The sequence below is a fragment of the Iodidimonas gelatinilytica genome, from assembly GCF_008579125.1.
Taxonomy (GTDB): Bacteria; Pseudomonadota; Alphaproteobacteria; order Sphingomonadales; family Rhodothalassiaceae; genus Iodidimonas; species Iodidimonas muriae.
This window is the reverse complement of sequence record NZ_BKCL01000002.1, coordinates 322,398-349,194: the sequence shown is the minus strand read 5'-3', so window position 1 is coordinate 349,194 and position 26,797 is coordinate 322,398. Positions and strand designations below refer to the sequence as shown.

Annotated in this window: 25 protein-coding genes, 1 tRNA gene and 4 pseudogenes; 13 read left to right on the top strand and 17 right to left on the bottom strand. The window is 53.7% G+C overall.

The genetic code is table 11. The annotated features are described in order from the left end of the window. Positions 1–31 precede the first annotated feature (31 nt). From JCM17844_RS04655 to JCM17844_RS04645, 4 genes and pseudogenes are all read left to right on the top strand, one after another. A complete protein-coding gene (locus tag JCM17844_RS04655; protein ID WP_149999875.1) occupies positions 32–2,188 on the top strand; it encodes an ABC transporter permease in 2,157 nt (718 codons plus the stop codon). Next, the gene (locus JCM17844_RS17145; protein WP_149999874.1) at positions 2,155–2,337 is read left to right on the top strand and encodes an FtsX-like permease family protein; all 183 of its coding nucleotides are present in this window, start codon (positions 2,155–2,157) and stop codon (positions 2,335–2,337) included. Before JCM17844_RS04655 ends, JCM17844_RS17145 begins: the two co-directional genes overlap by 34 nt. Further along, entirely contained in the window at positions 2,337–2,498 is a 162-nt protein-coding gene (locus JCM17844_RS14425; RefSeq protein ID WP_210431369.1) for a hypothetical protein, read from the top strand. Before JCM17844_RS17145 ends, JCM17844_RS14425 begins: the two co-directional genes overlap by 1 nt. Positions 2,499–2,818: 320 nt before the next feature. After that, a pseudogene (locus JCM17844_RS04645) lies at positions 2,819–3,535 on the top strand (IS5 family transposase). Positions 3,536–3,578: 43 nt separating this feature from the next. On the opposite strand, the gene JCM17844_RS04640 reads toward JCM17844_RS04645, so the two are convergent. From JCM17844_RS04640 to JCM17844_RS04620, 6 genes and pseudogenes are all read right to left on the bottom strand, one after another. Then, positions 3,579–3,974 carry a phosphomannose isomerase type II C-terminal cupin domain gene (locus JCM17844_RS04640; protein ID WP_149999873.1) on the bottom strand — a complete coding sequence of 132 codons (396 nt, stop codon included), beginning with the start codon at positions 3,972–3,974 and terminating at the stop codon, positions 3,579–3,581. Between the two features lie 14 nt (positions 3,975–3,988). Further along, on the bottom strand, positions 3,989–5,299 hold the full coding sequence (locus JCM17844_RS04635; protein ID WP_235898918.1) for a glycerate kinase type-2 family protein: 1,311 nt from the start codon (positions 5,297–5,299) through the stop codon (positions 3,989–3,991). 2 nt (positions 5,300–5,301) lie between these two features. After that, a pseudogene (locus tag JCM17844_RS04630) lies at positions 5,302–6,782 on the bottom strand (sodium:solute symporter family transporter). After that, entirely contained in the window at positions 6,707–6,925 is a 219-nt protein-coding gene (locus JCM17844_RS14415) for a hypothetical protein (RefSeq protein WP_210431365.1), read from the bottom strand. The pseudogene JCM17844_RS04630 and the gene JCM17844_RS14415 overlap by 76 nt, the downstream one beginning before the upstream one ends. Further along, entirely contained in the window at positions 6,922–8,223 is a 1,302-nt protein-coding gene (locus tag JCM17844_RS04625; protein ID WP_149999872.1) for an MGH1-like glycoside hydrolase domain-containing protein, read from the bottom strand. Before JCM17844_RS04625 ends, JCM17844_RS14415 begins: the two co-directional genes overlap by 4 nt. Before the next feature lie 124 nt (positions 8,224–8,347). Next, a complete protein-coding gene (locus JCM17844_RS04620; protein ID WP_149999871.1) occupies positions 8,348–10,846 on the bottom strand; it encodes a TonB-dependent receptor in 2,499 nt (832 codons plus the stop codon). Between the two features lie 451 nt (positions 10,847–11,297). On the opposite strand from JCM17844_RS04620, the gene JCM17844_RS04615 reads away from it, so the two are divergent. The 3 genes from JCM17844_RS04615 to JCM17844_RS17140 all read left to right on the top strand — a co-directional run bounded on the left by JCM17844_RS04615 (position 11,298) and on the right by JCM17844_RS17140 (position 14,404). Continuing rightward, entirely contained in the window at positions 11,298–12,458 is a 1,161-nt protein-coding gene (locus JCM17844_RS04615) for an ROK family transcriptional regulator (RefSeq protein WP_149999870.1), read from the top strand. A gap of 153 nt (positions 12,459–12,611) precedes the next feature. Further along, positions 12,612–13,738, top strand: a protein-coding gene (locus JCM17844_RS04610; RefSeq protein ID WP_371864738.1) for an IS3 family transposase whose coding sequence is annotated in 2 segments (ribosomal slippage) — positions 12,612–12,852 and positions 12,852–13,738 — 1,128 coding nt in all. Because the reading frame shifts where the segments join, the coding sequence is not laid out codon by codon here. A 135-nt stretch (positions 13,739–13,873) separates the two neighbouring features. Further along, complete coding sequence (locus JCM17844_RS17140) at positions 13,874–14,404, top strand: tyrosine-type recombinase/integrase (RefSeq protein WP_149999907.1); 531 nt, start codon at positions 13,874–13,876, stop codon at positions 14,402–14,404. Here the strand turns inward: JCM17844_RS17140 and JCM17844_RS04600 are convergent. From JCM17844_RS04600 to JCM17844_RS04580, 7 genes and pseudogenes are all read right to left on the bottom strand, one after another. Next, positions 14,355–14,429 (bottom strand) — tRNA-Val (locus tag JCM17844_RS04600). The two genes, JCM17844_RS17140 and JCM17844_RS04600, sit on opposite strands and share 50 nt — an antisense overlap. Further along, positions 14,420–14,689, bottom strand: a complete 270-nt coding sequence (locus JCM17844_RS14410) for a hypothetical protein (protein WP_210431364.1) — start codon at positions 14,687–14,689, stop codon at positions 14,420–14,422. Before JCM17844_RS14410 ends, JCM17844_RS04600 begins: the two co-directional genes overlap by 10 nt. A 13-nt stretch (positions 14,690–14,702) precedes the next feature. Continuing rightward, the gene (locus tag JCM17844_RS04595) at positions 14,703–16,163 is read right to left on the bottom strand and encodes an NAD(P)(+) transhydrogenase (Re/Si-specific) subunit beta (RefSeq protein ID WP_149999868.1); all 1,461 of its coding nucleotides are present in this window, start codon (positions 16,161–16,163) and stop codon (positions 14,703–14,705) included. Between the two features lie 10 nt (positions 16,164–16,173). Then, on the bottom strand, positions 16,174–16,494 hold the full coding sequence (locus JCM17844_RS04590) for an NAD(P) transhydrogenase subunit alpha part 2 (protein ID WP_371863757.1): 321 nt from the start codon (positions 16,492–16,494) through the stop codon (positions 16,174–16,176). A 29-nt stretch (positions 16,495–16,523) separates the two neighbouring features. Next, positions 16,524–17,665, bottom strand: a pseudogene (locus tag JCM17844_RS04585) (Re/Si-specific NAD(P)(+) transhydrogenase subunit alpha). Between the two features lie 112 nt (positions 17,666–17,777). Continuing rightward, the gene (locus tag JCM17844_RS16410; protein ID WP_268885058.1) at positions 17,778–17,906 is read right to left on the bottom strand and encodes a hypothetical protein; all 129 of its coding nucleotides are present in this window, start codon (positions 17,904–17,906) and stop codon (positions 17,778–17,780) included. A 142-nt stretch (positions 17,907–18,048) separates the two neighbouring features. Then, positions 18,049–19,413 (bottom strand): ABC1 kinase family protein, encoded by a 1,365-nt coding sequence (locus JCM17844_RS04580; protein ID WP_149999866.1) that lies wholly within the window; start codon positions 19,411–19,413, stop codon positions 18,049–18,051. 238 nt (positions 19,414–19,651) lie between these two features. On the opposite strand from JCM17844_RS04580, the gene JCM17844_RS04575 reads away from it, so the two are divergent. Both JCM17844_RS04575 and JCM17844_RS04570 read left to right on the top strand, forming a co-directional pair. Next, positions 19,652–21,097 (top strand): sigma-54-dependent transcriptional regulator, encoded by a 1,446-nt coding sequence (locus JCM17844_RS04575; RefSeq protein ID WP_149999865.1) that lies wholly within the window; start codon positions 19,652–19,654, stop codon positions 21,095–21,097. A 142-nt stretch (positions 21,098–21,239) separates the two neighbouring features. Then, a complete protein-coding gene (locus tag JCM17844_RS04570; RefSeq protein WP_149999864.1) occupies positions 21,240–22,100 on the top strand; it encodes a glutamate racemase in 861 nt (286 codons plus the stop codon). Positions 22,101–22,129: 29 nt separating this feature from the next. Here the strand turns inward: JCM17844_RS04570 and JCM17844_RS04565 are convergent, their stop codons facing one another. Further along, positions 22,130–22,408 (bottom strand): DUF2312 domain-containing protein, encoded by a 279-nt coding sequence (locus JCM17844_RS04565; protein WP_188873742.1) that lies wholly within the window; start codon positions 22,406–22,408, stop codon positions 22,130–22,132. A 324-nt stretch (positions 22,409–22,732) separates the two neighbouring features. On the opposite strand from JCM17844_RS04565, the gene JCM17844_RS04560 reads away from it, so the two are divergent. From JCM17844_RS04560 to JCM17844_RS04545, 4 genes are read left to right on the top strand one after another with little or no spacing between them, the layout of a single operon-like run. Continuing rightward, complete coding sequence (locus tag JCM17844_RS04560; RefSeq protein WP_149999863.1) at positions 22,733–23,008, top strand: BufA1 family periplasmic bufferin-type metallophore; 276 nt, start codon at positions 22,733–22,735, stop codon at positions 23,006–23,008. A 35-nt stretch (positions 23,009–23,043) separates the two neighbouring features. Continuing rightward, the gene (gene bufB, locus JCM17844_RS04555; protein ID WP_149999905.1) at positions 23,044–23,895 is read left to right on the top strand and encodes an MNIO family bufferin maturase; all 852 of its coding nucleotides are present in this window, start codon (positions 23,044–23,046) and stop codon (positions 23,893–23,895) included. Beyond that, entirely contained in the window at positions 23,876–24,667 is a 792-nt protein-coding gene (locus tag JCM17844_RS04550; protein ID WP_210431360.1) for an HvfC/BufC N-terminal domain-containing protein, read from the top strand. The genes bufB and JCM17844_RS04550 overlap by 20 nt, the downstream gene beginning before the upstream one ends. Positions 24,668–24,702: 35 nt before the next feature. Beyond that, the gene (locus JCM17844_RS04545) at positions 24,703–25,191 is read left to right on the top strand and encodes a DoxX family protein (RefSeq protein ID WP_149999861.1); all 489 of its coding nucleotides are present in this window, start codon (positions 24,703–24,705) and stop codon (positions 25,189–25,191) included. 40 nt (positions 25,192–25,231) lie between these two features. Here JCM17844_RS04545 and JCM17844_RS04540 read toward each other — a convergent pair. From JCM17844_RS04540 to JCM17844_RS04530, 3 genes and pseudogenes are all read right to left on the bottom strand, one after another. Then, positions 25,232–25,542 (bottom strand): annotated as a pseudogene (locus JCM17844_RS04540) (DUF1244 domain-containing protein). A 27-nt stretch (positions 25,543–25,569) separates the two neighbouring features. After that, positions 25,570–26,346 (bottom strand): prepilin peptidase, encoded by a 777-nt coding sequence (locus JCM17844_RS04535; protein WP_149999860.1) that lies wholly within the window; start codon positions 26,344–26,346, stop codon positions 25,570–25,572. Between the two features lie 24 nt (positions 26,347–26,370). Beyond that, the gene (locus tag JCM17844_RS04530) at positions 26,371–26,733 is read right to left on the bottom strand and encodes a response regulator (protein ID WP_149999859.1); all 363 of its coding nucleotides are present in this window, start codon (positions 26,731–26,733) and stop codon (positions 26,371–26,373) included. Between the last annotated feature and the right edge of the window lie 64 nt (positions 26,734–26,797).

Here is a 26,797-nt window from a genome sequence, read left to right as displayed (position 1 = left end):
TAATAGACTATAGCTTCAGAAAGGTTTCTCCATGATTGCGTATATTTCTCAGATGATAAGGCGGCATAGAACCACACCGCGAGCGTCTCTTCTTAATCTTCTGGGGCTTGGTTTTGCGCTTACCGTTCTTTTGGTCCTGATTGGCGAAATACGGTTTCAAACATCCTTTGATCAATGGATACCCGATTCTGAGCGTATTCTGAAACTTGAAACGACCTATACAGGTCCCTCCGGTGAGCAGACGGAATTATCCCTTACCCCATCTATCGCCGCAATAATGGCCTTGCCCGACGCCTTTCCGGAATTAGAAGCCGTAACAGCAATGTGGCCCCAAAAATTGCAGTTCATCATCAACGATGAACCGGTGGAAAAGATGGCGACTATTACCCACCGAAACATCTTTTCAGTTTTCGATTTACCCTTCCTTCATGGAAGTCCCGATATCGCTTTCTCTAATCCAGAATCCATCGTCATATCGGCAAAGGAAGCCATCCAGCTTTTTGGCGAAACATCCGTTTTGGGCAAGGAATTAACTCAAATAGGCCCGTCCGGAGCACGCAAGCATCTTATAATATCAGGTGTTCTGGCTCCCCTCCCCCCAAATACACATTTTGAAATCAATTTTCTCCGGCCTCTAGCAGACGATCTTTTAACCCGACGGCCAGAGCTTTTGACGGCATGGGGAAATCTGTTCGGCTATGTTTATGCAAAGCTGGGCAAAGGCCATTCGATGGCCACGGTCAATAGCGCAATGCCGCGCTTTCAAAAAGATCATGTTCACAACCCGGCAATGGGCGAGAATATGCCGCTCGACTTTCAGTTTGTCGCTCTTGGTGACGTGCATCTGCATCATACTCATCAGGGATCATGGATGCCGGGCGGCGATTATCGGCTTATGCAGGTTCTTGCCGGTGTCGCTTTTGCAATCTTTTTAATTGCTGGCATCAATTACTCTATTCTTGTTGCCGCACATGCAACAAAGCGCGGGCGGGACATCGCAATCCGCCGGGTCCACGGTGCATCGCCATTTAAAATAGCGACCTTGCAAATTCTGGAAAACTGCCTGTTTCTGGCAGCGGCAGGGGTTTTGGCACTGGTGCTGGTACCATTTATACAGAAAAACGCAGTTCAAATCGGTTTTGCCTCACCACCTAGTACGCAACATACCCTTATTCCAATCCTTTTGATTTTAATTTTCGTTATTGGAAGCCTAGCGGCGCTTCTGCCCACGTCTCTTCTTCTCAAATTCAGGCCAGCCACCATATTGGGTTCACGAAAATTACCGGATATTCCAAAAGGACGCATATTAAGAACGGCCCTTGTAGCCCTGCAATTTTCCATCGCTACAGGTCTACTTTTGTGCACCGTCATTATGATCTTGCAAATACGGCACGCTCAAACACTTGATCCCGGGTACACCCCCACAGGATTGCTTGTTCTCGAAGGCATTAGAACCGATAGCGTAAAGCAATCACTTCCCACCTTGCAGGCACTAATTGAAGACACCCCAAGGGTCATTGGGGTAACGGCAACAAGTCTTCTGCCCGCAAGTCAAAATGAAAGTAATCTGCCGGTACGCAAGCCGGGCGAAGAGCAAACTCAGATCGGCTGGGCCGCCATCGACCCCGCATATTTTGATATAATGCAAATCCCCATTGTTGCAGGCCGCGCCCTCTCACGTGACCATGCCCTGGACGATACAACAATCGGCGGATCGAAAGGGGTTACCAATGAAGCTGCATTGGCAATGCGTGGCAGCAATATAATTGCCAACACGTCGGCCCTTGCCCGCCTTGGCTTTTCCGATCCATCGACAGCGATCGGCCAGCGTCTTGATGTAGGTCTTATCGATCTTTCATATGGGTTGGCGCCCACAACCATCGTCGGCATTGTCGGCGATGTCCGCTATCGCTCACTTCGCGACCCTATAAGGCCCATGATCTATATTCAAAGCCGGGACGATATCCGCTATCTTCTGGTACGTGCCTCCCGGGCGAGGAAGTGGCCGTTCTTGGCAAAATTAGAGATATATGGACGAGGCTTTTCCCTGATCAGCCATTTTCCGGGCGATTGCTTGGACAAGAGATCGCAGCCCTCCATGCGGAAGATACATCCAAAACCAAAACACTGGCTTTCTTCACAACACTTGCCATCATGCTGGCTTGTTCTGGGATCTACGGCACTGTAGCCTTTTCTGTAGAACGCCGACGGAAAGAAGTAGCGATCCGCAAAATAGCGGGGGCCAATCGCAAAGACATGTTGCGTCTTATTACACTTCAAATTCTAAAGCCAATTTTGTTTGCTAATATTCTTACCCTTCCCGTTGCGTGTTGGTGATGCGACATTGGCTTGATGGCTTTGAAAACCGCATCGACCTTAGCCCAACACTTTTTCTTGCCACAGCCTTGGGGACCGCCGCTTTGGGCTTATTGATTGTCACAGGTCATGTGTTGAATATAGCCCGCACGCCACCAGCACATGCTTTGCGTACCGAATGATATCCATCCCCCATGCGGACCGGCTGCACTTACAACTGCCTTTATACGCTTCCTTTAGTTGCAGAAGGGTGCGAGTGCGAGAACGAAAGCCAGATATCCTCTCCATATTGCTTGGGATTCTAACAGACGCCGAAGAGCTTCATTGCATAATTCTCAAGGCGGAATCCCAAAGCAATCGGGATGCCGCCATCTAATCAAGATGACCTAGGCTCAGGACCTATTAATTTTGTGGGTTCCCATTTGGTTTAATTTGTGATTCACCGTGGCAAAGGAGATTTGTCATGGATGATTTGTTTTGGCTCTCAAAAGAACAATAGGCCATTATCGAACTTTGCCTTCCTCTGGCTCATGGCGTGCCGCGTGTCGATGACCGGCGGGTAGTTTCGGGGATTATTTTGTGAGCCATACCGGGCTTCTCTGGCGCGATGCGTCAAGGGAATACGGCCCTCATAAAACCCTGTATAACCGCTTCATTCGCTGGAGCCGATTGGGTGTTTTTGACAAGATATTCAGACGCTTAACAGCAGAAGCAGGAGCGCCAGAAATGCTCATGATTGACGCCACCCATCTCAAAGCCCACCGCACCGCAGCCAGTCTGCTAAAAAAAGGATGTTCCCAGACGTAGTGGACGCACCAAAGGCGGACTGAACTCTAAGCTGCACGTGGTAGTGGATGCTTTGGGGTGACCGGTTATCCTGTGCCTGACCGAGGGCCAGATGAGCGATCATATCGGGGCCAAACTGATTTATCCGGCATTGCCTGAAGGTCCCCGCTCGACTGCTTGGTGACAAGGGATATGACAGTGACGAGTTTAGGGCCGCATTGGTCGTCAAGGGAATAACGCCCTGCATCCCGCCTCGAAAGGACCATAACTTCCCGGCTGGATACTGTAAAATCACCTATAAACAACGCCATAAGGTCGAAAATATGTTTGGACGCCCAAAGACTGGCAACGTGTCGCAACCCGCTATGACCGCGGCGCACACACATTCTTCTCTGCAATTCTAATCGCTGCTATCATCATATGGTGGGTTTGATGTGTCCTGAACCTAGTCCATAACTGTATAGAAAATAAAATACTTATCGGCCATAATGATCTGCCAAGCGCTCTATATCACTTTCTTCAAGGCGATCACCCAGTTGCACTTCAAAAAATATCAAAACGGAATTTCCAGCATTGCCGATGCGATGGATTGCTCCCACTGGAATATCCACCGATTGGCCGGCAATGAGCCGCTCTTGTCGCTCGTCGAGCCATATATCAGCCTCCCCACATGCAATCAGCCAATGTTCGGCACGGTATTGGTGGCGTTGCTTTGACAGAATTTGCCCAAGCGACACTTCGATACGCTTGACCACATAACCCGTGCCCACATCCAGAACGGTCCAACGTCCCCAAGGTCGTTCATCACTTTCCCCGACATGATAGCCATCATTGACTACCTTATTTGACTCACCGTCATGGTTTTGGCTCATGTGCCCAACTCCACTTACAAGGATACACGCCTATCAGCTACAGGCTCCACAAGAATGGCGCGAAAATCATTCACATTGGTGCGGGTTGGCCCGGTAACAATCAGATCGCCCAAAGCTTTAAAAAGCTTATAACTGTCGTGCCGCTTCAAGCTCTCGGCGGGATCAAGGCCAAGCGCGCGGGCCCGTTCAAGGCTTTGAGGCTCGATGATCCCGCCGGCATGGTCGCCGTTGCCATCAATGCCGTCGCTATCGCAGGCAAGGGCGTAAATACCCGCAGCGCCCTTGAGTTCCAGCATCATCCCCAACAGATATTCCAGATTGGGTCCGCCACATCCGCCAACGCTGGACGAATCAAGCTGGACGGTCGTTTCCCCCCCGGAAAGAATAAGCGTGGGGCGTCCCTGCGCCTGTGCCTTCAAAGCCAGCCGCGCATGATCTTGGCCGAGCTGCGCAGAAACACCTTCCAACCGATCCCCCAGATCAACCACATCAAGCCCCATAGAACGGGCGGTTTCATAGGCAGAAGACAGGCAGTCAGCAGCCCGGGCAGCGACAATGATGCGATGTGTACATGGGGCGGATTTTGGTGTTTCAGCCTCTTCCTGCCTAAGAAGATCAAGAATCTCTTCTCGATCCGGTGCACCCCAGCGTTCGATGACCGCTCGCGCCTTTGCAACCCGGCTCGGATCGGGGATCGTGGGGCCAGAAGCAACAAGAGCAGGATCATCGCCGGGAACATCGGATATTACCAAAGTCAGCACCTCGCCAGCATACCGAGCGGCGTCCAACAAACGCCCGCCCTTGATCGCAGAGACATGCTTTCGCACGGTATTAATATCGGAAATAGGCGCGCCACACAGCACCAAATGGCGCATAAGTTCACGTTTTTTTGTAAAATCTAGGCCCGGAATAGGTAAAGCCAACACCGATGACCCGCCGCCCGATGCCAAAAAAATCAACCGATCATTCGGCCCGGTGCTCGATGCCAGCGCCAGCATATCACTTGCGGCCTTTAGACTCATTTCATCGGGGACCGGATGAGCAGCTTCAATTACTGTAATACCGGGGATTTCCTCATCCACAGTATGCCCGTAGCGGGTAACGACCAAGCCTTCCAGTCGCCCTGGCACGCTTTGGGCAACGGTTTGCGCCATGGCAGCCGCAGCCTTACCCGCACCGAGAACCAATGTTCGTCCGATCGCCGAAGTTTGAGGCAAATGCTGCGGCAAGCAGTGATGAGCGGCAACGGAAGCCACAGCACTTTCAAACAGATGCTCCAACAGGCGGCGGGGGGGCATGGAGCTTTGAGAGTTTTTTGACACCATGCTCACAACACCTCCGCAGCAGATATTTCAGGGGATGCAGTTAATGCCGTCCACAAGCCATCAAAGCCAATAATCACTGTAAGGATGACGCCAAAGGCGATGAGCAAAATAATGGTTTCACGCCAAGGAGCCATTGTAGCTGGCCCGTCATGGCTGCCCCGCACAAATCCCGTGAAAGCGGGTCTGCGTTTATCAATGATTATACTGTAGGCAAAGGCAATCGAAAACGTTGTCAGAAGCCCGATCACATTCCACCAAAACCAAAAAATCTGTGGAACGAAAAGCCAAAGATAAAGATTGGTTCCAACACCGGCCATCAACCCCCAATTGGCCCCACGAGCGCTGATGTCGCGCACCATGATTGCCAGCAAGAAGGTCGCAAGGATAGGGCCGTAAAACATGGAGCCAACCTTGTTGATCGCCTCAATGACAGTATCGGCGATGGCACCGCCAAAAAATGAAAAGCCCAAGATCACCAGTGCCCATATCATCGCCGAGAGCCGCGACAATAACACATAATGCCGTTCGCTCAGGCTATTCCCGCGCAAAAGCGCGATATCTTCCGTGGTCACCGCCGACAAAGAGTTGATAACCGAACTGAGCGATGACATGGCTGATGACAAAATAGCAACGACCAACAGCCCGATCAGCCCATGCGGCAAATAGGTCAGGATGAATTGCGGTATCATGGTATCCGGGGTCGCTGAAATTTCAGACACAGAAAGGTCTGGTGAAAGCATGACAAGAGCACCGATCAAGAGCCCCATTACACAATACAGCACCACCATAGGAAATCGTAAAAGCCCATTGGCAAGAAGGGTTTGGCGCATGGTGCGGGCGTCTTTTGCTGATAAAATGCGCTGCGCCTGTGTTTGATCACAGCCATAATAAGAGGCATAAAGCACCATGCCGCCAAACAACATGGGAAGAAATCCGAATTCATCACCGCTTATACCAAAGCGCGTAAAGGACACGGCCTTAAACCGCGCCGGATCAAGTTGTTCGCTGACTGCGCTCAACCCACCAAGATAGTATAAGGCAAAGGCGGCACACAGAAATATCCCCAGAAAGATAATCCCCATCTGAATGGCATCGGCATAGACGACGGCTTTCATCCCCCTTGCAGAGAATAAAGAGCCGTAATCACCCCGATCATCAGCACCGCTCCCCAAAAGGGCAGGCCCATCATGCTTTCAAGAATGAGCGCGATGGCATAAATGCTGATTCCGGTCCCGAATGCGCGGCTGATTTGAAAGACGATGCTGATCAGAAAACGCGTCACATAGTCGAAGCGGTCTTCAAGAAACTCATAGATACTGACATGACCCGAGGCATAAAGTCGGGGCATGATCGCCCACATTAAAAAGATCATGGCAAGCGGCACGGCCAACTCATAAGACAGCCAGATCATACCGCCGCCATCGCGTATACCAACAAAGGCAGGCGCTGAAATGAAGCTGATAGCGGATAATTGTGTTGCCATGGTCGATAAGGCCAGTGGAAACCAGCCAAGCTACGGCCACCGAGGAAATAATCGCCCCGGTTGCTTTGCTGGCGGAAGGCATAGCCTAAAAACAGCAAGCCAGCCAAATAGATGGCAATGATGCTGTAATCGAGGCCGTTCATGCCTTGCCCGCCCAGAAAAGCCACATGGCAGCCGTCCAGGAAAATAAGTCGCCCCCGGTACCGCGTCCGCTGACCGGGCAAAAGGCTTCATAAAAGCCGGTGTCGCGGATCAGCGCTGCGGTATCAAGACGCAGGCGTTCGGCCCATTCGCTTTGCCCTTCGTCCAAAAGCCCCCGAGCAACGAGGAAGGTGACCACCGCCCAGCAAGGCCCGCGCCAATAGCGCATAGCATCGAAGGCCTCATGATCGGGATCAAGGCTTGGCAGCATCTTGTCTATCTTGGAGCTGATCCGATCAAGATGTGCAATCAGGCTTTGATTTTGCTTCTCTGTCCCAACGCCCGCATAAAACGAGAGAAAAGAGGCGCTTGTGATCATTGCCGAAGAGCGCCCGCTGATCAGGTCACGGGAGCAGAAGGCCTCTACTTCATCATTCCACAGCCAGTCAATCCCGGCTCGGGTTTTTTCGATCGAGGCCTCTATTTCAGCGTAATCCTTACTGCGCCCCAAAATCTTGGCCAGCGCCAAAAGATCGCGATTGGCCCGTAGCAAGATCATTGTCATCCCCACATCTGCCACTCGAAAGGGTCCGGTGCGAGCGATGACATCATGGTCCCAATCATGATCGCGGCCAAATTGCACGATAGCCAGATAGCGGTCATAATCAAGCTTTGTCGGCCGCATTTGGGCGTCGAGGTGGCTGGTATCACGGCGCTCGTAGGAACCAACGGCGGAGATATCAACGCCTGATGCGGGATAATCCCATTCCGGGGAATTGTCGCGTCCCGTCTCCCACGGATGAGTGGCAACCACCAGCCCACGACCTTCCGGATCGCGATGGCGGGCGAACCAGCGGTGCCATTTCAGCACTTTTGGATAAAGCGCAGCCATACGCTCCGCTTCTCTGGCAGATTTTGGCCCAGAGTCCCATAACCAACGGATCACTGATGCGGCAACCGGCGGCTGCGTTATCCCTGATGTTGCGGGGTTCTTGTGGGCATCCCAAACCGAGGCGCCCGGGAAATAACCACTATCGTCTTTCCAGAAAACAATATGTGGCAAGAAACCATCATCCCATTGCGCTTCAAACAACGTTTCAATTTCAACCCAGGCACGATCCCGGTCAAAATCAGCAAAGCCCAAAGCCACGAAGGCTGAATCCCAATTCCACTGAAAGGGATAGACCCGGCCATTTGGAACCGTATAGCCGCCCCGATCATTGGTTTTGAGGATCGCGCGGGCGGCGGCGTCAAGCGTCTGCGTCTGCGTCTGCGTCTGCGATGAGGTTGAATACGTCATGCCCGTTTAAAGCCCTTTATTGAATACATTATCTATTGAGAAAGGGGGTCGGCACCATCTTAAACTCGGTGCCGACCCATTACAGAGGTGCGGGGAGGCCACCTCTGCTCAAGACTTCTAAAGCCTAGAAATCATAAGTGAGACGTACGCTATAGCGACGCGGCAGGATCGGACGGCCGACAAAGAAGGCTTGGTCTTCGGATTGCCCCACGCCCTGACGCGGCGACCCTTCCGTCACGCCATCGTTATCGAACAGATTGAAGACGCTAAAACCGATGCGTGCAGTTTGGGCGCCCATCACGCTGAACGTATAACCGGCATCAAGCCGGGCAATATTATGCGAATCCAACAGCACCGTATTGGAATCATTTGCAAAATTATTGCCAACAAAGGTCTGGAAGAAAGCAAAGTCAAAGCGATCATCATCATAAATCACACCGGTATTGAACAGCAGATTGGGCTGACGACGCAGTTCGTTGCCGATAAATTGTGCATTGCTGTCGAAATCGGTGAATTTGTGATCCTGAAAAGTGACATTTCCATCGAGCCGCAGAGCACTGGTCAGATAGACGCTGGCCGAAGCTTCAATCCCGTAGGACCGGGTCGATTGGATCGATGTGACTTCAATGACTCCACCTTGCCCGTCATTGACGAAATCGACAGAGCGACGGTCATCAAGCTCGGAATAAAACCCAGCGAGAGTGGCTGAGAAACGCGGGCCGCTATATTTCACCCCGGCTTCCGCCTGTTTGATGATTTCAGCTTTATATGTTTGCGGCTCACCGAGAGCGTTAAAGCCGACACTGCGTATTTCAGGGAAGAAAAAGCCGCGCGCGCCATTGGCATACAGGCTGACGCTATCGGTCAAATTGTACAATGCCCCAAGGGCCAACGCCCATTCACTAGTATCCACTTCACCAATGGTGAAATCGCCATTACCAAAGATCACAGATTGTAGGTCAGGGGCGAGGCTGGGATCATCATCAATCTGGAAGGATTGCGAGCCTTCGCGGCTGATATCGCCTAGGATCTTCTCGACGCGCAAGCCAATATCGAACACCCAGCGGTCCATTTCCATCTGATCGGCAACATAGCCGGCAAAGCGGGTGGCCGTATGGTGATTGTTTGTGAAACCCGCTCCGGCATTGAGCAGGCCATTACGCGAAATGGTGATATCATTGCCCGCTTCATCCTGAATCACGAGATTGACGAGATCAGGCCGGTCGTTAAACTCGGCAAGAAAAGTAGTGGTAATATTTTCATCATCGGCTTCGGCGCGGGCAAAAAATCCGCCCAATGTGAACGAATGATCGATGGGCCCAGTGAAGAGCGTTTTAGTGATATTCAATTCCGCGGTAAAATCTTCCGCAGGACGGTTGCGATCGAGAATGCGATTGGCAAACAGCAAGCTGTCGGGGGCCAACTCCTGACCGTTTGTTTCATTGGTAAAGCTGGCATTGGCCAAACTCCCCAGACCCCGTGCATCCAGAAAACCCGATAGCGTTTCCGGCAGATTGACGATGCCATCGCCATCAAGGAACAGATTGAACTCATGGGAATAGCGCGCATATTTGGCGCGGGCATTGACTCCCCAGCCATCATCGAGTTCCCGTTCGAAGGCGACCGATACCGAACCACCTTCGGTACTGGCACCATCACGGATGCCGGTTTCAAATACGCCATCAGGGGTCTGGAAATTGAGATTTGCCGCCGCGTCAGTTTGCAAGCTGTTTATGGTCTGCCCATCATTGCCAATGGGGCGATTCCTGTCTTCGCCGGTCAATGGGAAGGGCAAGAAGAACTGCACGCTGTCGTCAATCCATTGACCGTAAATCGTAAAGGAACCGGAATTATCTTCAAATTCACGTTTGATATTGCCGCGCAGTTGAAAGCCTTCCGTGGGAAGCCCGGTCTTCAGCGGGCCTTCATCATAGCGATAAAAGCCGGAAAGGGCATAAAAGGTATCCGAATCCTTGCCGCCGAGCGGCCCCGATGTGGCAAAATCACCGCGAAAACGGCCTTCATCCGCCCATTCAAGTTGAATCGTCCCTTCCGATTCTGCGCTGCCGGTTTTGGAAATATAGTTGATCAGACCAGCCACTGAACCGGCGCCAAACAGGTTCGATACCCCACCACGCACGAATTCAAGCCGCTCGATCCCCAAGTCATTGCGATAATAAACATCAAAGGCCGAACTGTTGAGACCAAAGGAGCTGAATACCGGCACGCCATCATATTGCAACGGCGTGAACTGGAATTGCCCACCCGAAGGAAGGCCTTTGATAAAGACATTGGCAGCCACTTCGCCACCGCCGCCTTCGGCCTTAATGGTGGGGATGGAACGCAGGATATCAGCCTGACTGCTAGCCGAATAACGGCGGATGCCCTCTTCATCGAGACTGGTGAGCGATAAGGGGGTATTCAATCCACTGCGCGCCCGGCTGGTGCCAGTGACAACAATCTCCTCAAGGGAGCCGCCACCACGGGACGGCTCATCGCTCTGCGCACCTTCCAACGCAGGATCGGTGCTGTTGTTTTGCTGAGCTAGAGTAACGGTAGAGTTTGCTGCCAAAAATGCAATGATGGCACAAGATTGCAGATATATATTCCGTTTAGATGTCATGTCGTCCTCCCAATTGATCCGTCCCTATTTTCTCGGCGAGACAACTATGCCGCCGCCACGCTTGCGCAAGGCTCTGGCAGAGCGACAAGCCGGGCAGAATACTGGACTGTGGGATGCGATGATCATGATGGAGGTAAAACGAAAAACCTCTCCCATATGATCTTTTTCGCCGACTTTGACAGAGCCGGTCTTGTTATTCCTCAACCCAATATTTTGCACTTATGTCTGCTGGCAGGTCCACTGCCCGTGCCTTATTACGATTGATATGACACAGTTGAAATTTACAATCAACAAAATGGGTATATTAATGAGTTAAATAAATGGACGCGAAACTTCAGGATCTCACGAGAGGACTTGCGTCGAGGATAAAAGTTCGCATGATCGAGCCGAACCGGATAAAAAAGATGTCTTGGTCATGGTAAAACCATGACCGGCAAGAAGGGCGAAAGGCATGCGCATCAGTCAGGATATACAGACCTTGCCACCATTTTTTACAGACAATGATATTTCACCAATTTCACAACGCGAAAAAGTTATTCTCGATTTGATATTGCGCCATGATGGGCTATCGCAGGCCGACCTTGTGCTCCACTCTGGACTTCCCCAGCAAACCGTTTCACGTTTGGTCAAGGGATTGACCGACACGGGCATCTTGCGCGATGGTCCGCGACAGGCGCAGAGACGGCGCGGTCAGCCTGCAACATTAATGCATGTGGTGCCTGAATTTTCCTATAGTTTTGGCATTGCCATGATGACCGACGCACTGTCCGTGGTTTTAATGGATTTTTCCGGCGCCGTTTTGGAAGAAGAACAATGCGAGATGCCGTCAATGTCGCGACCTGCGGTTTTGGCGCAACTTTCCCGAATGTTTGAGACTATCCGTACCCGGCGTCCTATCGATAATCGTCGCCTGCTAGGCATAGGTGTAGGAATTTCCGGGTATAATCTTGGCGGACGGGCGCACTACAACACGCCACGACAGCTTGATGATTGGGCAATCGTGAATATCGACGATATCTTGACAGCACAATTCGGGCTGCCGGTATGGGTTGAAAATGATGGCAATGCAGCAGCTATTGGCGAAAGCCTCGTAGGCGTGGGGCGCAGCCATGCATCTTTCGCCTATTTATATATCGCAGCAGGGATTGGTGGAGGCATCATTGTCGATCATCATTTGATGCGCGGGGTCAATGGCAATGCCGGTGAAATCGGACTCATCCTGCCCAGCCTGATTTATCCTCATCCTAATCTGGAATTATTACGGCAAACGGTAAGTCGCAAGGGCGTGGTGATCGATGGCTTATCTGACATGCTGCGCCGCTTTGATCCATCATGGCCTGGGGTAGATGAATGGTTATCATGTACACGCGATAGCTTGTCGTTGATTGCTTCGGCTTTGTCGGCGATACTTGACCCGGAAGTGATTGTACTAGGCGGGCGAATTCCGCGTGATTTGGCACGCATGATGATCCCGCATATCGAAATTCACGACCACCGCAGACGAGCCGAACCACGCCCCATGCCACAACTCGTGCTAGCAGAAAGCCCGGGGGACGCTTGCGCAATCGGCGCAGCCACCTTACCCTTCAAGCGCTATTTCTTCACTGGTTAGTGCCAGCTCGCAACAACCTATCATAACATGGCATAATCCTTTTCTTTTCCGCCAATGAAGAGAAGCCCCCAAGACCAAGACACCATAGTGGACTTGTAACGGTTTTGTGCCGGTGACTTGAGCATATAACACTGGCACAAGGAGACCGGTAAAATGAAGAAGCATACAGAGGCTTTCAAGCAAGAGGCGGTTCGGATTGCACTGACGAGCGGATTGTCGCGGCGGCGTGTTTCTGCTGATTTGGGTGTTGGATTATCGACACTGGGTAAGTGGATGTCGCAGTATCGATCCAGTGATCTGACGGCAGCACCGCAGGCTGATTTGGCCCGCGAGAATGAACGTCTGCGCCGTGAGAACCGTATTCTCAAGGAGGAGAGGGAGATTCTAAGAAAGGCCACGCAGTTCTTCGCGAGCCAACGCCCATGAGGTTTGCGTTTGTGCATAGCTGGCGTCATGTTTGGCCAGTGGAGATGCTGTGCCGGATGCTGCTGGTCAGCCCTCGTGGCTATCGTTCCTGGCGCACACGACCGATGAGTGAGCGGTCGCGCGTTGATATGAAAGTGCTGGCGCACATCAAGGACCAGTATAAGCTTAGCCTTGGCAGCTACGGCAGACCGAGGATGACACTGGAGCTTAAAGAGGCGGGGCTTGATGTTGGTGAGCGCCGCGTTGGCAGATTGATGCGGATAAACGGGATCAGGCCGGTTCGCACCCGCAGGCATAAGGTTACCACGAACAGTAATCACAGCCTTGGCATTGCGCCCAACCTGCTGGATGGCAACTTTGCTGCCGATATGCCTAACCGCAAATGGGCGGGTGACATCAGCTGTATCTCGACCGCCGAGGGATGGCTCTACCTCGCTGTCATCCTTGATCTACACAGCCGCCGTGTGATTGGCTGGGCAGTCAGTGACCGGATGAAGAAAGATCTGGCGATCCGTGCACTGGATATGGCAGTAAACCTGCGGCAACCCGCTGAAGGCTGTATTTTCCACTCAGACCGTGGCAGCCAATATTGTTCCCATGATTATCAAAAGAAGTTGCAGGCCTACGGCCTGCGGCCATCGATGAGTGGGAAGGGGAATTGCTATGATAATGCTTCGGTTGAGATGTTCTTTAAATCACTGAAAGCTGAACTGATCTGGCGGAAGAAATGGCAAACACGGCGTGAAACCGGGACTGCCATCTTCCAATATATCAACGGCTTTTATAATAGCCGTCGCCGTCACTCATATCTGGGTGGCATCAGCCCATTGGCGTTCGAAGCAAAGGTGGCTTAATAGAGTTCTGTCACCGGCACAAAACCGCTACAAGTCCAAGCTTACATCGTAGGTGCCTTATGCACCATCGCTCGGCCGGAAGCCGTATTAGATATTTCTTCTGACCCGGATCGCGAACAAGTGAACCTGTCCTCCATGCGCCTCTCTTTAAATCCCAAGGGTAGAAAGCAGACCAAGAAATTTCGACCCACTATCCCTATTGTTCCCGTATTCAAGCCATGGCTGGATCGCGATGGCTGGTTAGTGGAGTGGAGAGGCCGCCCTGTAAGCTCGATCAAGACTGCCTGGCGACGAGCGCGCCGCGAACTCGAGTTTCCGGAAGATTGGGTGCCAAAAACGATCCGTTATACCGTCGCCTCCGAGATGCGGAGACGCGGGGTCGACAAATGGGATCTTGAAGGCTGGTTGGGCCACAGGAACCCATCGTCCACGGATATCTACGCGTCCTTCGATCCCGAATATCTTGGAACTGTAACGCCAGCGCTGAACGACTTTCTCAACGAGATCGCCACAGCGTCGAAGTTGCCTTTACACCCGAGTTGCACCCGAGACGGGGGTACGATCACGTCATGCCTTATCGAAAGAAAAACTAACATGCTGTATTCTCTACAAAAAATGGTGGGCGCGGCAAGGATTGAACTTGCGACCCCTACGATGTCAACGTAGTGCTCTCCCACTGAGCTACGCGCCCGATATATCAAATGCAGCATCTACCGCAATAGCCTGTTGGGGCAGGCCTTCGGGAGGGATCGTATAAACGAGGCATCGCCCTTCTCGCAAGCCCCTTCTTTCATTTTCTTTGTTTCTTTTTGCAAATAATCGCTGCGAAGGCGGATAGCGCTCCAAAGCACCTTTAAAAAGAAAACGGGCAGAATGAAAAAGCCCGACGGAGAATGTCCACCGGGCCTTTCCTGCTTTTCCAAGCGCGTCAATCGCCCAAAGTCCACTCACTCCTTTGACGATATCAGTTCAACGCTTTCACGATATCCTCGACCATTTTTTTCGCATCGGCGAACAGCATCATGGTGTTTTCACGCCAGAACAGCTCATTATCCACACCGGCATAGCCCGCCCCCAAAGAGCGCTTCACGAACAACACCGTCTTTGCCTTTTCCACATCCAAAATCGGCATACCGAAAATAGGGCTTGAAGGATCGGTTTTGGCGATGGGGTTGGTCACATCATTGGCCCCGATCACAAAGGCCACATCGGCAGTCTGGAAATCATTATTGATATCGTCAAGCTCGAACACCTCGTCATAGGGGACATTGGCTTCCGCCAGCAAAACATTCATATGCCCCGGCATACGGCCCGCCACCGGATGAATGGCATATTTTACCGTCACCCCTTCGGCTTTCAAAACATCGGCCATTTCCCGCAAGGCATGTTGAGCCTGCGCCACCGCCATGCCATAGCCCGGCACGATCAGCACAGTGCCCGCGTTCTTCATGATAAAGGCCGCATCTTCCGCCGAACCGGATTTTACCGGACGATCAGGCCGTGCGCCCTTGATCCCTCCCGCATCATCGCCACCAAAGCCACCGGCAATCACCGAGATAAACGAACGATTCATGCCCTTACACATAATATAGCTCAGGATTGCCCCCGACGAGCCCACCAGCGCGCCGGTAACGATCAGTGCATTATTGCCCAGGGTAAAGCCAATGCCCGCGGCCGCCCAACCGGAATAGCTATTGAGCATGGAAACCACCACCGGCATATCCGCCCCGCCAATAGGGATGATCAGCAAGAAGCCGATGAGGAAGCTGAGAGCCGTCATCCACCAGAATACATGAATACCCAACACCGACGCTGTTTGATCCATGGAAAAGGCCACAAGACCGCCAAGGATCGCCAGCCCGATCACCAGATTGATCCCATGCCGCATGGGCAGCGTGATAGGAGCGCCGGACATCAACCCTTGCAGCTTCAAAAATGCGATCACCGAGCCGGAAAATGTGATGGCCCCGATGGCCACACCAAGGCTCATTTCAATGCGGCTTGCCAGAAAAATATCGCCATGCCCATTGCCGGTGGCGCGGGCCAAAAGGTCGCTGGTCATATCCACAATGCCAAAAGCGCCGGGATTGACGAAAGCCGCGCCCGCCACCATCACCGCAGCCAAACCCACAAGGCTGTGGAACGCCGCCACAAGTTGCGGCATGGCCGTCATGGAAATACGCCGGGCGATCACAAGACCAACCCCGCCGCCCACGGCGATGGCGCCCAAAACAGGCAGCAGGCCAAATTCAAACACATCCGGGCGGGCGATGGTGGCCGTCACCGCAATCAGCATGCCCAGCATGCCAAATACATTGCCCTGCCGCGACGTTTCCGGATTGGACAATCCGCGCAAAGCCATGATGAACAGAACCGCCGCAACCAGATAAGCCGCAGCCGTAATATCAATGAATTGTTGGTTCATCTGCCCACCCTCATTTCTTTTCTTTTTTCTTGTACATGGACAGCATGCGCGCCGTAACGGCAAAACCCCCGAAGATATTGACCGATGCCAAGGCAATGGCCACCAGCCCCAACCATGTGGCGATATTTGTCCCTTCACCGCCAACGGCGATGATGGCCCCCACAATAATCACCGAGGAAATGGCATTGGTGACGCTCATCAAAGGCGTGTGGAGGGCCGGTGTAACGCTCCACACCACATAATAGCCGACGAATACCGCCAGCACGAAAATGGAAAGCTGTTGAAGAATCGGGCTGGCAGTCGCGGCGCTTGCCCCCGCGGCCGCCATCATGGCGATCTCGTGCATCTGATAGTCCCCTCTTAGGCGGCAGATTTGATTTGCGGATGAATGATGGCACCGTTTTGCGTCACCAAAGATGCCGCAATGATCTCGTCTTCAAGATCAAGGGCCAGCGCCCCTGTTTCCTTGTCCACAAGCGGTGTCAAATAATTGAGCAGGTTTTTGGCAAACAGCATGGAGGCATCTGTCGCCACAAGAGACGGCATATTGCGATGCCCGATAATGGAAACCCCCCCACGCGAACGGTTTCACCGGGCTTGGAGCCTGCGCAGTTCCCGCCTTGCTCCACCGCCAGATCCACCACCACCGATCCCGGTTTCATGCTGGCCAGCATCTCGGCTGTTACCAGTTTCGGGGCCGGACGGCCCGGAATCAGAGCAGTGGTGATGACAATATCCTGCTTCTTGATGGTTTCGGCAATCAGCGCCGCCTGCTTCTGCTTATAGGCGTCGCTCATTTCCTTGGCATATCCGCCTTCCGTTTCTGCTGTTCTGGCTTCGTCATCTTCGACCATCACGAACTTCCCGCCCAGGCTTTCCACCTGTTCCTTGGCGGCAAGGCGTACATCGGTGGCGGAAACAATGCCGCCCAACCGCCGCGCTGTGGCAATGGCTTGCAAACCGGCAACCCCGGCCCCCATCACCAGCACCCGTGCCGGGGCGATAGTGCCTGCAGCGGTCATCATCATGGGAAAGGCCCGCGTAAAGACATGCGCCGCTTCCAAGACCGCCTTATAGCCCGCCAGATTGGCCTGAGAAGACAACACATCCATCGCTTGCGCCCGCGTGATCCGTGGCACCAGTTCCAAAGAAACTGCTTGCAAATCAGCCTTGGCATAGGCTTCGATCCGCGCTTTATCGCCATAAGGGTTCAAAAGCCCCAGCATCAAAGCTCCCGCCTTCACACCGGACAGGGAATCCGCTTCCAGTCCACGCACGCTCAAAATCACATCCGCCCCATCCAGCACTGCGCCGCGTGTTTCAGCGATCTTTGCGCCGGCATCTATAAAGGCTTCATCCACAAACGAAGCTGCGGCCCCTGCGCCTGTTTCCACATGCACATCAAAGCCCAAAGCGATCAGCTTTTTTACGGTTTCAGGGGTTGCGGCCACACGGCCTTCATCGATGGCGGTTTCCTTAACGACAGCGATCTTCCTTGTCACAGCACGCAAACTCCTTGTTGTGTTAAAGCACGTCACCCACCGCCCGGCCCGGCCATATGGGGCCGGTAGATGGTTCAACCAAGCCCCCCGGTCCATGTGGCCCATCGACAGATCACAAAAGAAACAACGCCATCAGCGCGAGAATGCAAAGATGGCCCACAGCAAGCCAAAACAGAAAATTGCCGAACCGGCTAAATTGCACTTCTTTATCATGTTGATAATCCTCGGGAATTACAGCCATTGCTCCCTCCATCAGATGATCTCTGGTAAAGACGACAACAAGACCATAGCAAAAGCTATTCACATGCACAAAATGCAATTTTTATTGCGCAACAAAAGACATAATATTTCTCATGCGGTCTATTCCATTAGGGGCGTGATGCTTAGGCCCACTCCACCAGCCCTGCATAAGCAAGGGCATCGCCTTGCCTTTTCTCCAGAGCGGGCACAGAAAAATCGTCGATAATATCCTGAAACAGACGGTACCAGTTCACTTCCGCCTGTAGATGCAAAAACACCCCGCCAAGGCCAATGGCCGCCCGATCCATAAAGACAAATTCCCTCGGCGGCGTGATCGGCCCCAGTTCCTTTAAACGCCGGTGCACCTTTGCCGCCGTTTGCGCGCCATATTGCCCCGGTTCAGCGGCGGAATTGATCAGGCGGGGATGGTCTTCCATCAAGGGAGCGTAAAGAAAAGAAGCCCAGATATTGAGCACATCGATCAGTTCATTGGACAGATCCTTGAACCCCCATGTTTCATAGGCATGGGCAGCCAGATCGCGATCTCCATCACGCAAGGCCCGATACAAATCGATCACAGCCCCCACAAATGTCGGGGGAAATACCCGTACACAGCCAAAATCCAGCAAATTGATAGAAAGATCAGGCGCGGCGGTATAATTGCCCAGATGCGGGTCCCCGTGGATCACCCCGAAGCGGTGGAACGGCACATACCATGCCCGGAATAAATTGATGGCAAGCCGGTTGCGGGTGTCCTGATCCGCATCTTTGAACTGCAACAAGCCGCGCCCTTCCAGCCAGCCCATGGTCAAAAGCCGCCCGGTGCCAAGATCGGGATAAGGAAGCGGCACATGCACCGACATTTCACCATGCAGCATATGCTGATAAAGCCGCATATGCTTGGCTTCGCGGCGATAATCCAGTTCTTCACGCAGACGTTCGGCCAATTCCATGCGGATCTGCCGGGTATCGATGGAACTGTCATAGCGGCGGTATAGCGACAATAACACATCAAGCTGGTTCAGATCCGCTTCCACCGTGCTGGACATATCGGGATATTGCAGCTTGATGGCCAGTGCCGTTCCATCATGGGCCCGCGCGCGATGCACCTGTCCCAAGGACGCCGCGGCAGAGGCTTCTAAAGAAAATTCCGCGAAATTCTCCTGCCAATCCGGCCCCAGTTCCGAACGCATGCGGCGTTTTACAAATTGCCGCCCCATGGAAGGGGCCGCCGCTTGTAATTGCGAAAGTTCCGCAGCAAAAGTCGCGGGCAAGGCATCGGGAATGGTGGACAAGATCTGCGCGATCTTCATCACCGGCCCCTTCAAGGTGCCTAGGGCTGTACGCAAATCCTCGGCCAAAGCCTGTTGATCGGTGGAGCGCCCCACCAGTCGATCCCCCGCCAGACGCACCGCCAATCCACCTACAGAGCCACCGACCCGGGCATAGCGGCGCAAACGCCCACCCAGCCTGTTCGATTCGCTGTTGTCAGGCCTATCTTTGGGCATAATCAGCTCATATCCCTCTTGCAAATCGGGAACCGGCATAAGGGGCGCAGGACAACGCCCTTGCAACAGATGTGGGCGCTGTGCAGCCAGCGCAAGGCAGCGGCCTGATCGCACAAAGGAAAACCCTTTCATTTCCCCCTATTTTTCGCGGTTTCTTAACGCTTGTCCCGTAATGATACAAAAAAGAGAACAGTGCCTGTCGGTTCAACCGGCTGGCCAATCAGGTATCAGGCCCACTATGATCCACGCACCGCATCTCATTCTCGTTGTTGATGACGAGCCGACACAACGCCATTTGCTGTCGGGGATGATCACCCGCGCCGGTCATAGGGTGGAAACGGCCTCCGATGGGCAAGCCGCCTTGACGCGCCTGCTCGATCAGGATCTCCCGGCAGTGTCGTGCCTTGTGCTTGATCTGCAAATGCCGGGCCTGTCGGGGCTTGAATTGCTGGAAAAGTTAAAACCGCATAAGCCAAACCTGCCGGTGATCGTGTTGACCGCCCATTCCGGTGTAACCCGCATTGTTCAGGCGATGAAAGCCGGTGCCAGCGATTTTCTGGTGAAGCCCGCCAGCGCCGAACGCATCCGCACGGCCATCGACAGCGCCCTGTCCCATGTGGCCATGACCGGCGAATTGGCCCCCATGCGGGCCACCGAACAGGCCCATCCCGGCTTTGACGACCTGATCGGTGAAAGCGACACCCTTAAAAGCGTGGTGCGGCTGGCAAAAAAAGCGGCAAAAACCTCTATTCCCGTGCTCATTGAAGGGGCGTCGGGCGTTGGCAAGGAAATGTTCGCCCGGGCTATTCATGAAAGCTCGGATCGGGCGGGCAAGCCCTTTGTGGCGGTGAATTGCGGGGCCATTCCGGAAAATCTGGTGGAAAGCATCCTGTTCGGCCATGAAAAAGGGGCCTTCACCGGAGCCGTAGAACGCCATATCGGCAAATTTCAAGATGCCTCTGGTGGCACCTTGTTTCTGGATGAAGTCGGTGAATTGCCGCACGATATTCAGGTGAAGCTGCTACGCGTTTTGCAAGAAAATGAAGTGGACCCCATCGGAGGCGGCCAAACTGTGCCGGTGGATATCCGGTTGATTTCCGCCACCAACCGCAATATGGCCGATCTGGTTTCCAAGGGAATCGTCCGCGAAGATCTGTTTTATCGCCTGAATGTCTTTCCCCTGACCATTCCAAGCCTTAAAGACCGCGCCGACGATATCCCCCAACTGGCGCAGCATTTCGCTCGAATCATTGCCTTAACCGAAGGCATCGAGCCCAAAACCTTGTCGAAAAGCGCCACCATCATGCTACGCCGCTATCCATGGCCGGGCAATATCCGGCAATTGCAGAATGCCGTGTTCCGCGCGGTGGTGATGAGCGACGGCCCAAAACTGGAAGTGGAAGACTTTCCACAAATCGCACCCAAGCATACAGCCCCGCCTTCCGGTCTTGTGGAAACATCCGGCTCCCATGAGGATTCCACCCCCTGTTTGCCATTGATTACCGAAGATGGCGATTTTCGCACCCTTGCCGATATCGAAGCCGAAGCCATCGAAGCAGCGATCCAGCGTTATGACGGGCGGTTATCCGAAGTGGCCCGGCGTTTGGGCATCGGGCGATCAACCCTATACCGCCGACTGGATGAGCTGGGCCTGAGCCCAAAAACCAAACAAGCCCGCGTTTGAAAATTTTTCATGGCCGCTATTGTTCGATAAAGCGCACTCTTATTTGCGCCGCTTTTCTTCATAAGCTACCACAGATGAAACGCTGATTTTAACGATATCCGGTTATGAAGCATAATGTGGTTCCAGCAATGAGTAAGATGGCGTGATCGGTATTTTCGATTCCGGCTCCGGCGGCCTGACGGTTCTCAAAGCCCTGCGCCAAGCCTTTCCCCATAGAGATTTCTTGTATTTTGGCGATCACGCCCGCGCCCCTTATGGCAGCCGCGATGCCAAGGAAGTAGCGGCTTTCACCCAACAGGCCATCGAATTTTTACTGGATCAGGGGTGCCGCCTGATCGTGATTGCCTGCAACACGGCGGCAGCCGTTGCCTTGCGCCCCTTGCAACAGGGCTGGCTTTTACGCCATGCACCGCAAGCGCGCGTTCTGGGTGTGCATGTCCCCTTGGTGGAAACCATCACCGGACAGGACTGGGCCATAAAAACGCCGGCCAGCACCCCGCCCCATCGCAAAAGCCGCAGCATTGCCATTTTCGCCACACCGCGCACTGTGGCCTCCCGGGCCTTTGTTCTGGAAATCTCTCAACGGGCGCCTGAAATCACCGTGTTCCAGCAAGCCTGCCCGGGCCTTGCCGATGCCATCGAAGCCCATCTTCCCGATGCGGACATCCAGAGTCTGGTGGATGGTTATGTGGCCGGGCTCATCGCGCAAAAAGGGGCCGCTGCCATCGACAGCGCCGCCCTTGCCTGCACCCATTATCCCTTTGCGATCGACCAGTTCCGCAAGGCCCTGCCCCGAACGGTGGAGATTTTCACCCAGCCCCATATGGTGGCCACAGCTTTGGAGGGGTATTTGGCCCGCCACCCGGAAATGGATATATCGGGCAGCGGCCATTTACGGCTTTTAACCAGTGGCGATCCGAAAAAGCTCAATGGACTGGCGTCACGCCTGCCGCCGGATTTGCGGCAGTTCACCCATCAAAACCTTCCCGAAATCAGCGCCTGAAACTGTATTGGTGCACGTTTTGGAGACGATTAGTCCTCGGCAGCTTCCGCCGGGCCACCGCTATGTCCTTCAAGGGCGTGCATATAAACATCGAGCAAGGCTTCCTGCTCTTCCCGTTCATGGCTTTCCATTTTGCGAATACGGACCACTTGGCGCATGATTTTGGGTTCGAAGCCAGATGATTTGGCTTCTGCATAAACATCCTTGATATCATCCGCGATCCCTTTTTTTTCTTCTTCGAGCCGCTCAATGCGCTCGATGAAAGACCGAAGGATATCGCCGGCAACACCGCCTGCGTTGGTCACCATAAGGACCCCCTGTGCTATACTGGTTACAAAAATCCATCAAATGGTCGCGGACTGTAGCCGCGAGACATCCTCGATGCAACGCCGGCTAAGGCCGGACCCGTAAAATGCGGTACCGTCAGGCTGAAAACAAGGTGGGGATTTCGTGATACTCCACCTAAACCGTCTGACGACAATGTGAAAATCATCTGACTTCACCTTTGACCCCATCCCGCTTACCTTTAAGGGGTGTCGGCGCGGAGAGCTATCAGGCCAACCGTCAAATGCCGGCCTCGGATTATCTAAAAGCCAGATGATCTGTGCCCTACTTAACTGGAGAAAATTGCTATGAAAACGCTGACATCCAAAGCCACCACCATCGCCCTTGCCGGCGCCCTTGCCGCGGCTGTTTCTGTTTCTTCCGCTCAAGCTCAGGATTGGGCCAAGAAAGCTGAAAAATGCTACGGTGTTGCCAAAGCCGGCCAAAACGATTGTAAAGCAGGTCCCGGCACCTCTTGCCAGGGCACGTCCAAAGTGGATTTCCAAGGCAATGCCTGGATGTTCGTTCCTAAAGGCGTGTGCGAAAAGCTTGCCGGTGGCAGCCTCGAAGAGAAAAAAGCCTGAGGCATTTGATGCCCGGATTTCAGCCTGACCGCCCGATGCCGGATAAAACCGGCATCGGTTTGAAGGTCGAGCATTATCGGGATGTTCTTGAAGGACGTCCCGACCTCGGATTTTTCGAGGTCCACCCCGAGAATTATATGCTCGGTGGTGGTCCCAGACTGACAACACTTGAAGCGGTGCGGTCCAATTACCCCTTGTCTTTGCACGGCGTTGGCGCGTCCCTTGGATCATATGACCCGGTAGATCCGGACCATCTGGCCCGTTTGAAAGCGCTGGTCGACCGGTTTGACCCTTTTGTGGTGTCCGAGCATTTGTCCTGGAGCCGCTATCAGGATCATTTTCTTGCGGATCTTTTGCCCCTGCCGCTAACCACCGCAGCCCTTGCGGCCATGACAGCCAATGTCAATCGCATGCAAGAGGCATTGGGGCGCACCATTTTGGTGGAAAACCCTTCCACCTATCTCGAATTTGCCAATGCCGATATGACAGAGCCAGACTTCTTGCGCGCCCTTGTCAAAGCCACCGGCTGCGGCCTGCTGCTTGATGTGAACAATATCCATGTCTGCGCCATGAACCACGGCTTCGATCCCATCGGCTATCTGGATGCCATCCCCGGCGATGCCGTGGGCGAAATCCATCTGGCCGGCCATAGCATCGACCAGTATGGCGAACGAGACATTCGCATCGACACCCATGGCACACCGATCAATGATGATGTGTGGGCTTTATATGAACAGGCCATCATTCGGATCGGCCCAAAGCCCACCTTGATCGAGCGCGACGACAATCTGCCGCCCTTTGCGGATCTTTTGGCTGAAGCAAAGCAAGCCGAGCATGTCATGGCATCTTTGGTGCAAGGGACAAACAATGCCAGCGTCGCCGGATAAAATAACACTTGCAGGCATACAATCCGCTTTTGCCGATGCTCTTTCAGGCCGCGGCGATACGGCACTTGCGCCCCATATCAAGCCCATGCCCGGCGTGCCTACGGATGTGCAACTGGATATTTACCGCAATAATGTGCATGCGGCCCTCGCCCGCTCCACCGAAGGGCTATATCCGGCGGTGGCGAAATTGGTGGGCGAAGAGTTTTTCCACCATATGATGCGCGATTATATCCAGCGCTTTCCACCTCAACATGGCCGCATGGTGGATTATGGCCATGAACTGCCGGATTTTCTGGAAAGCTATCCACCGGTGGCCAATCTTCGCTATCTGGCGGATGTGGCGCGGCTGGAACTGGCCTCTTATCTGGCCTATCGCGCCCCGGATCATACGCCTTTTGATCCTGCACAATTGGCGGGCCTTAGCCCCCAAGAGGTGGCGGCCTTGCGTTTTGACTTCGTCCCGTCTCTCACTTTGCTGGCCAGCCCTTGGCCGATCCTCGATATCTATCGGCTGGCAATGGCCTCCGAAGGGGAAGAGCCACCGGCCCCGGAAATGGACAACAATCCTGCGCGGCTTTTGATCCTTCGCAGCCAAGACGAGGTGGACATGATCCCCTTGCCTTATGGCGATTTTTCCTTCCTCATGAGCTTGCAGACGGGGGCAAATCTGGAAGATGCAGCGGCGGGGGCTACGGCATCGCAAAGCGATTTCGATCTGTCATCCACTCTGGCACAGGCATTTTCTGCCGGTGTTTTCTCGACTGCACGTTAACCAAATCACAAAGCGATAAAACCAAGGAGACCCACATGACCGACACTGCCTCAACCGGGGGGACCGGCCTTCTGGATAAAGCCAAAGCCGCTTATTCCCTATTCGATAAAATTCCCGAAGCGCTGGTTTTGTTCATTGCCCGCATCACCATGATCCATATTTTCTGGACATCGGCAGGCAACAAACTGGCCGGGCTGTTCGAACTGAAGCCCTTTCAGGCCATGCTGTTTGAAAGTGAATTCGGTATGCCCTTCCCCGAAGTGACGGCAGTGGTCACCGCGTGGGCGGAATATGCCCTGCCCTTCCTGTTGCTGATTGGCTTTGCCAGCCGTTTGGCCGCCACCGGTATTCTGATCATGACTCTGGTCATCCAGTTCTATGTCTTCGGCGGCGCCGACGATTTCTGGGCCATGATGATGCAAACCCATATTCTGTGGGCCGCCCCCATGCTGGTCATCATGAAATACGGCCCGGGCAGCCTGTCTGTGGATGCCATTTTGAAGAAAACCGTTTTCGCCAAATAATCCGGTTCTTTTCAATCAATCCATTCGGCAAGGCCGGGGCTTAAAACCCCCGGCCTTCATTTTTGCGCAGACTGTCTTTCATCGCCGCCAATTGCGCCTCGCTGGCAGGGCTTTGGAATTGCGCTTTCCACTCACCATAGGGCAGGCCGTAAATGGCTTCACGGGCCGCTCCTTATCCAGCTCGACGCCCACCTCTTTGGCCGCAGACTGATACCATTCCGCCAGACAATTGCGGCAAAATCCCCCCACTGCCATCAGATCGACATTTTGCACATCGGTGCGGTGCGCCAAATGTTTGAGCAGCGTGCGAAATGCCGTCGCTTCCACTGCCATGCGCTGATCATCGGTCATCGTTGTCATTATAAGTTCCTTTTTATTTCAGAAAGCGGCCCCCAGGCCATATATCGCCGGACCATAAAGCCAGACCAGCCAAAAACCAAAAGCCAGAAACGGCCCGAAGGGAAGCGCATCCTGTGCGCTCAATCCCCGCCCCATACGCTGCAAGATAAACGCATAGAAAAGTCCGCAAAGGCTTGCAATGACCAGCACATAAGGCAGGCTGAACCATCCCAGCCACGCCCCGGCCGCCGCCAAAAGCTTGGCATCCCCAAGCCCCAAGCCTTCCCGCCCCCGCATCATGCGATAAAAAAAGGCGATGCCATAAAGCAGGCCATAGCCTATGACCGCCCCGATGGCTGCGGAAAGCAAATCCGTTCCCAAACCCAAGGCGGCCACCGCCAAGCCCGCCAGAACCAGCGGTAAAGTCAGCTTATCCGGCAGATAGAAATGTGCGCCATCAATCACCGACAAGGTGAGAAGCACAAGCCCCAACATCAAGGATAATGGCACCGGCCAGCCGCCACCAAAGGCCAGAAACGCTTGTCCTGCCAAAACAAGGGCCCCAAGCTCGAACAGCACTGTTTGTTTTGGAATAGATGCGCCGCAATGGCGGCATCGCCCCCGCAAACACAGAAAGGACAGGATCGGCACCAAATCCAGAACGGTCAAAGGCGTGGCGCACGACCGGCACGCAGACCGGGTCAGCCCCACAGGCTCCTCGCGGGGGAAGCGGTCCGCAAGCAAGGCGAAAAAGCTGCCCAGAAAAGGCGCGAAAATCAGGCTCAACACCCCCAAAAGAAAATCAGTTTGGATCACAGGCCATGTCCCAAGGGGCTATCATCATGATGCGCAAAGCTGCTCGATCACCGCCACCAGATCCCGCAAATGAAAGGGCTTGGAGAGCACTGCCGGAAGGGGCGGCAGGTCACTGTCCTTGCGATTCATGACAATGGCAGCAAAGCCTGTGATAAAAACCACTTTCATCATCGGGTCAAGGTCTGCCGCGCGTTTGGCCAGCGACACCCCGTCCAGTTCCGGCATCGCCACATCGCTCAATAACAGATCAAAACCGCCCGGAGTGATATGCGGCAAGGCTTTCAGGCCATCTTCCACCGCCACCACCTCATGCCCGGCGCGGATAAGGGAGCGCGTTAGAAAATTTCGCATGGCCGCATCGTCTTCGGCAATCAGCAGTCGCGCCATTCCAGCCTTTCCAAAATCGCGGGACGTCAGGTCTCTTTCTCCACTGTGCCTGTTGCATCAAAGC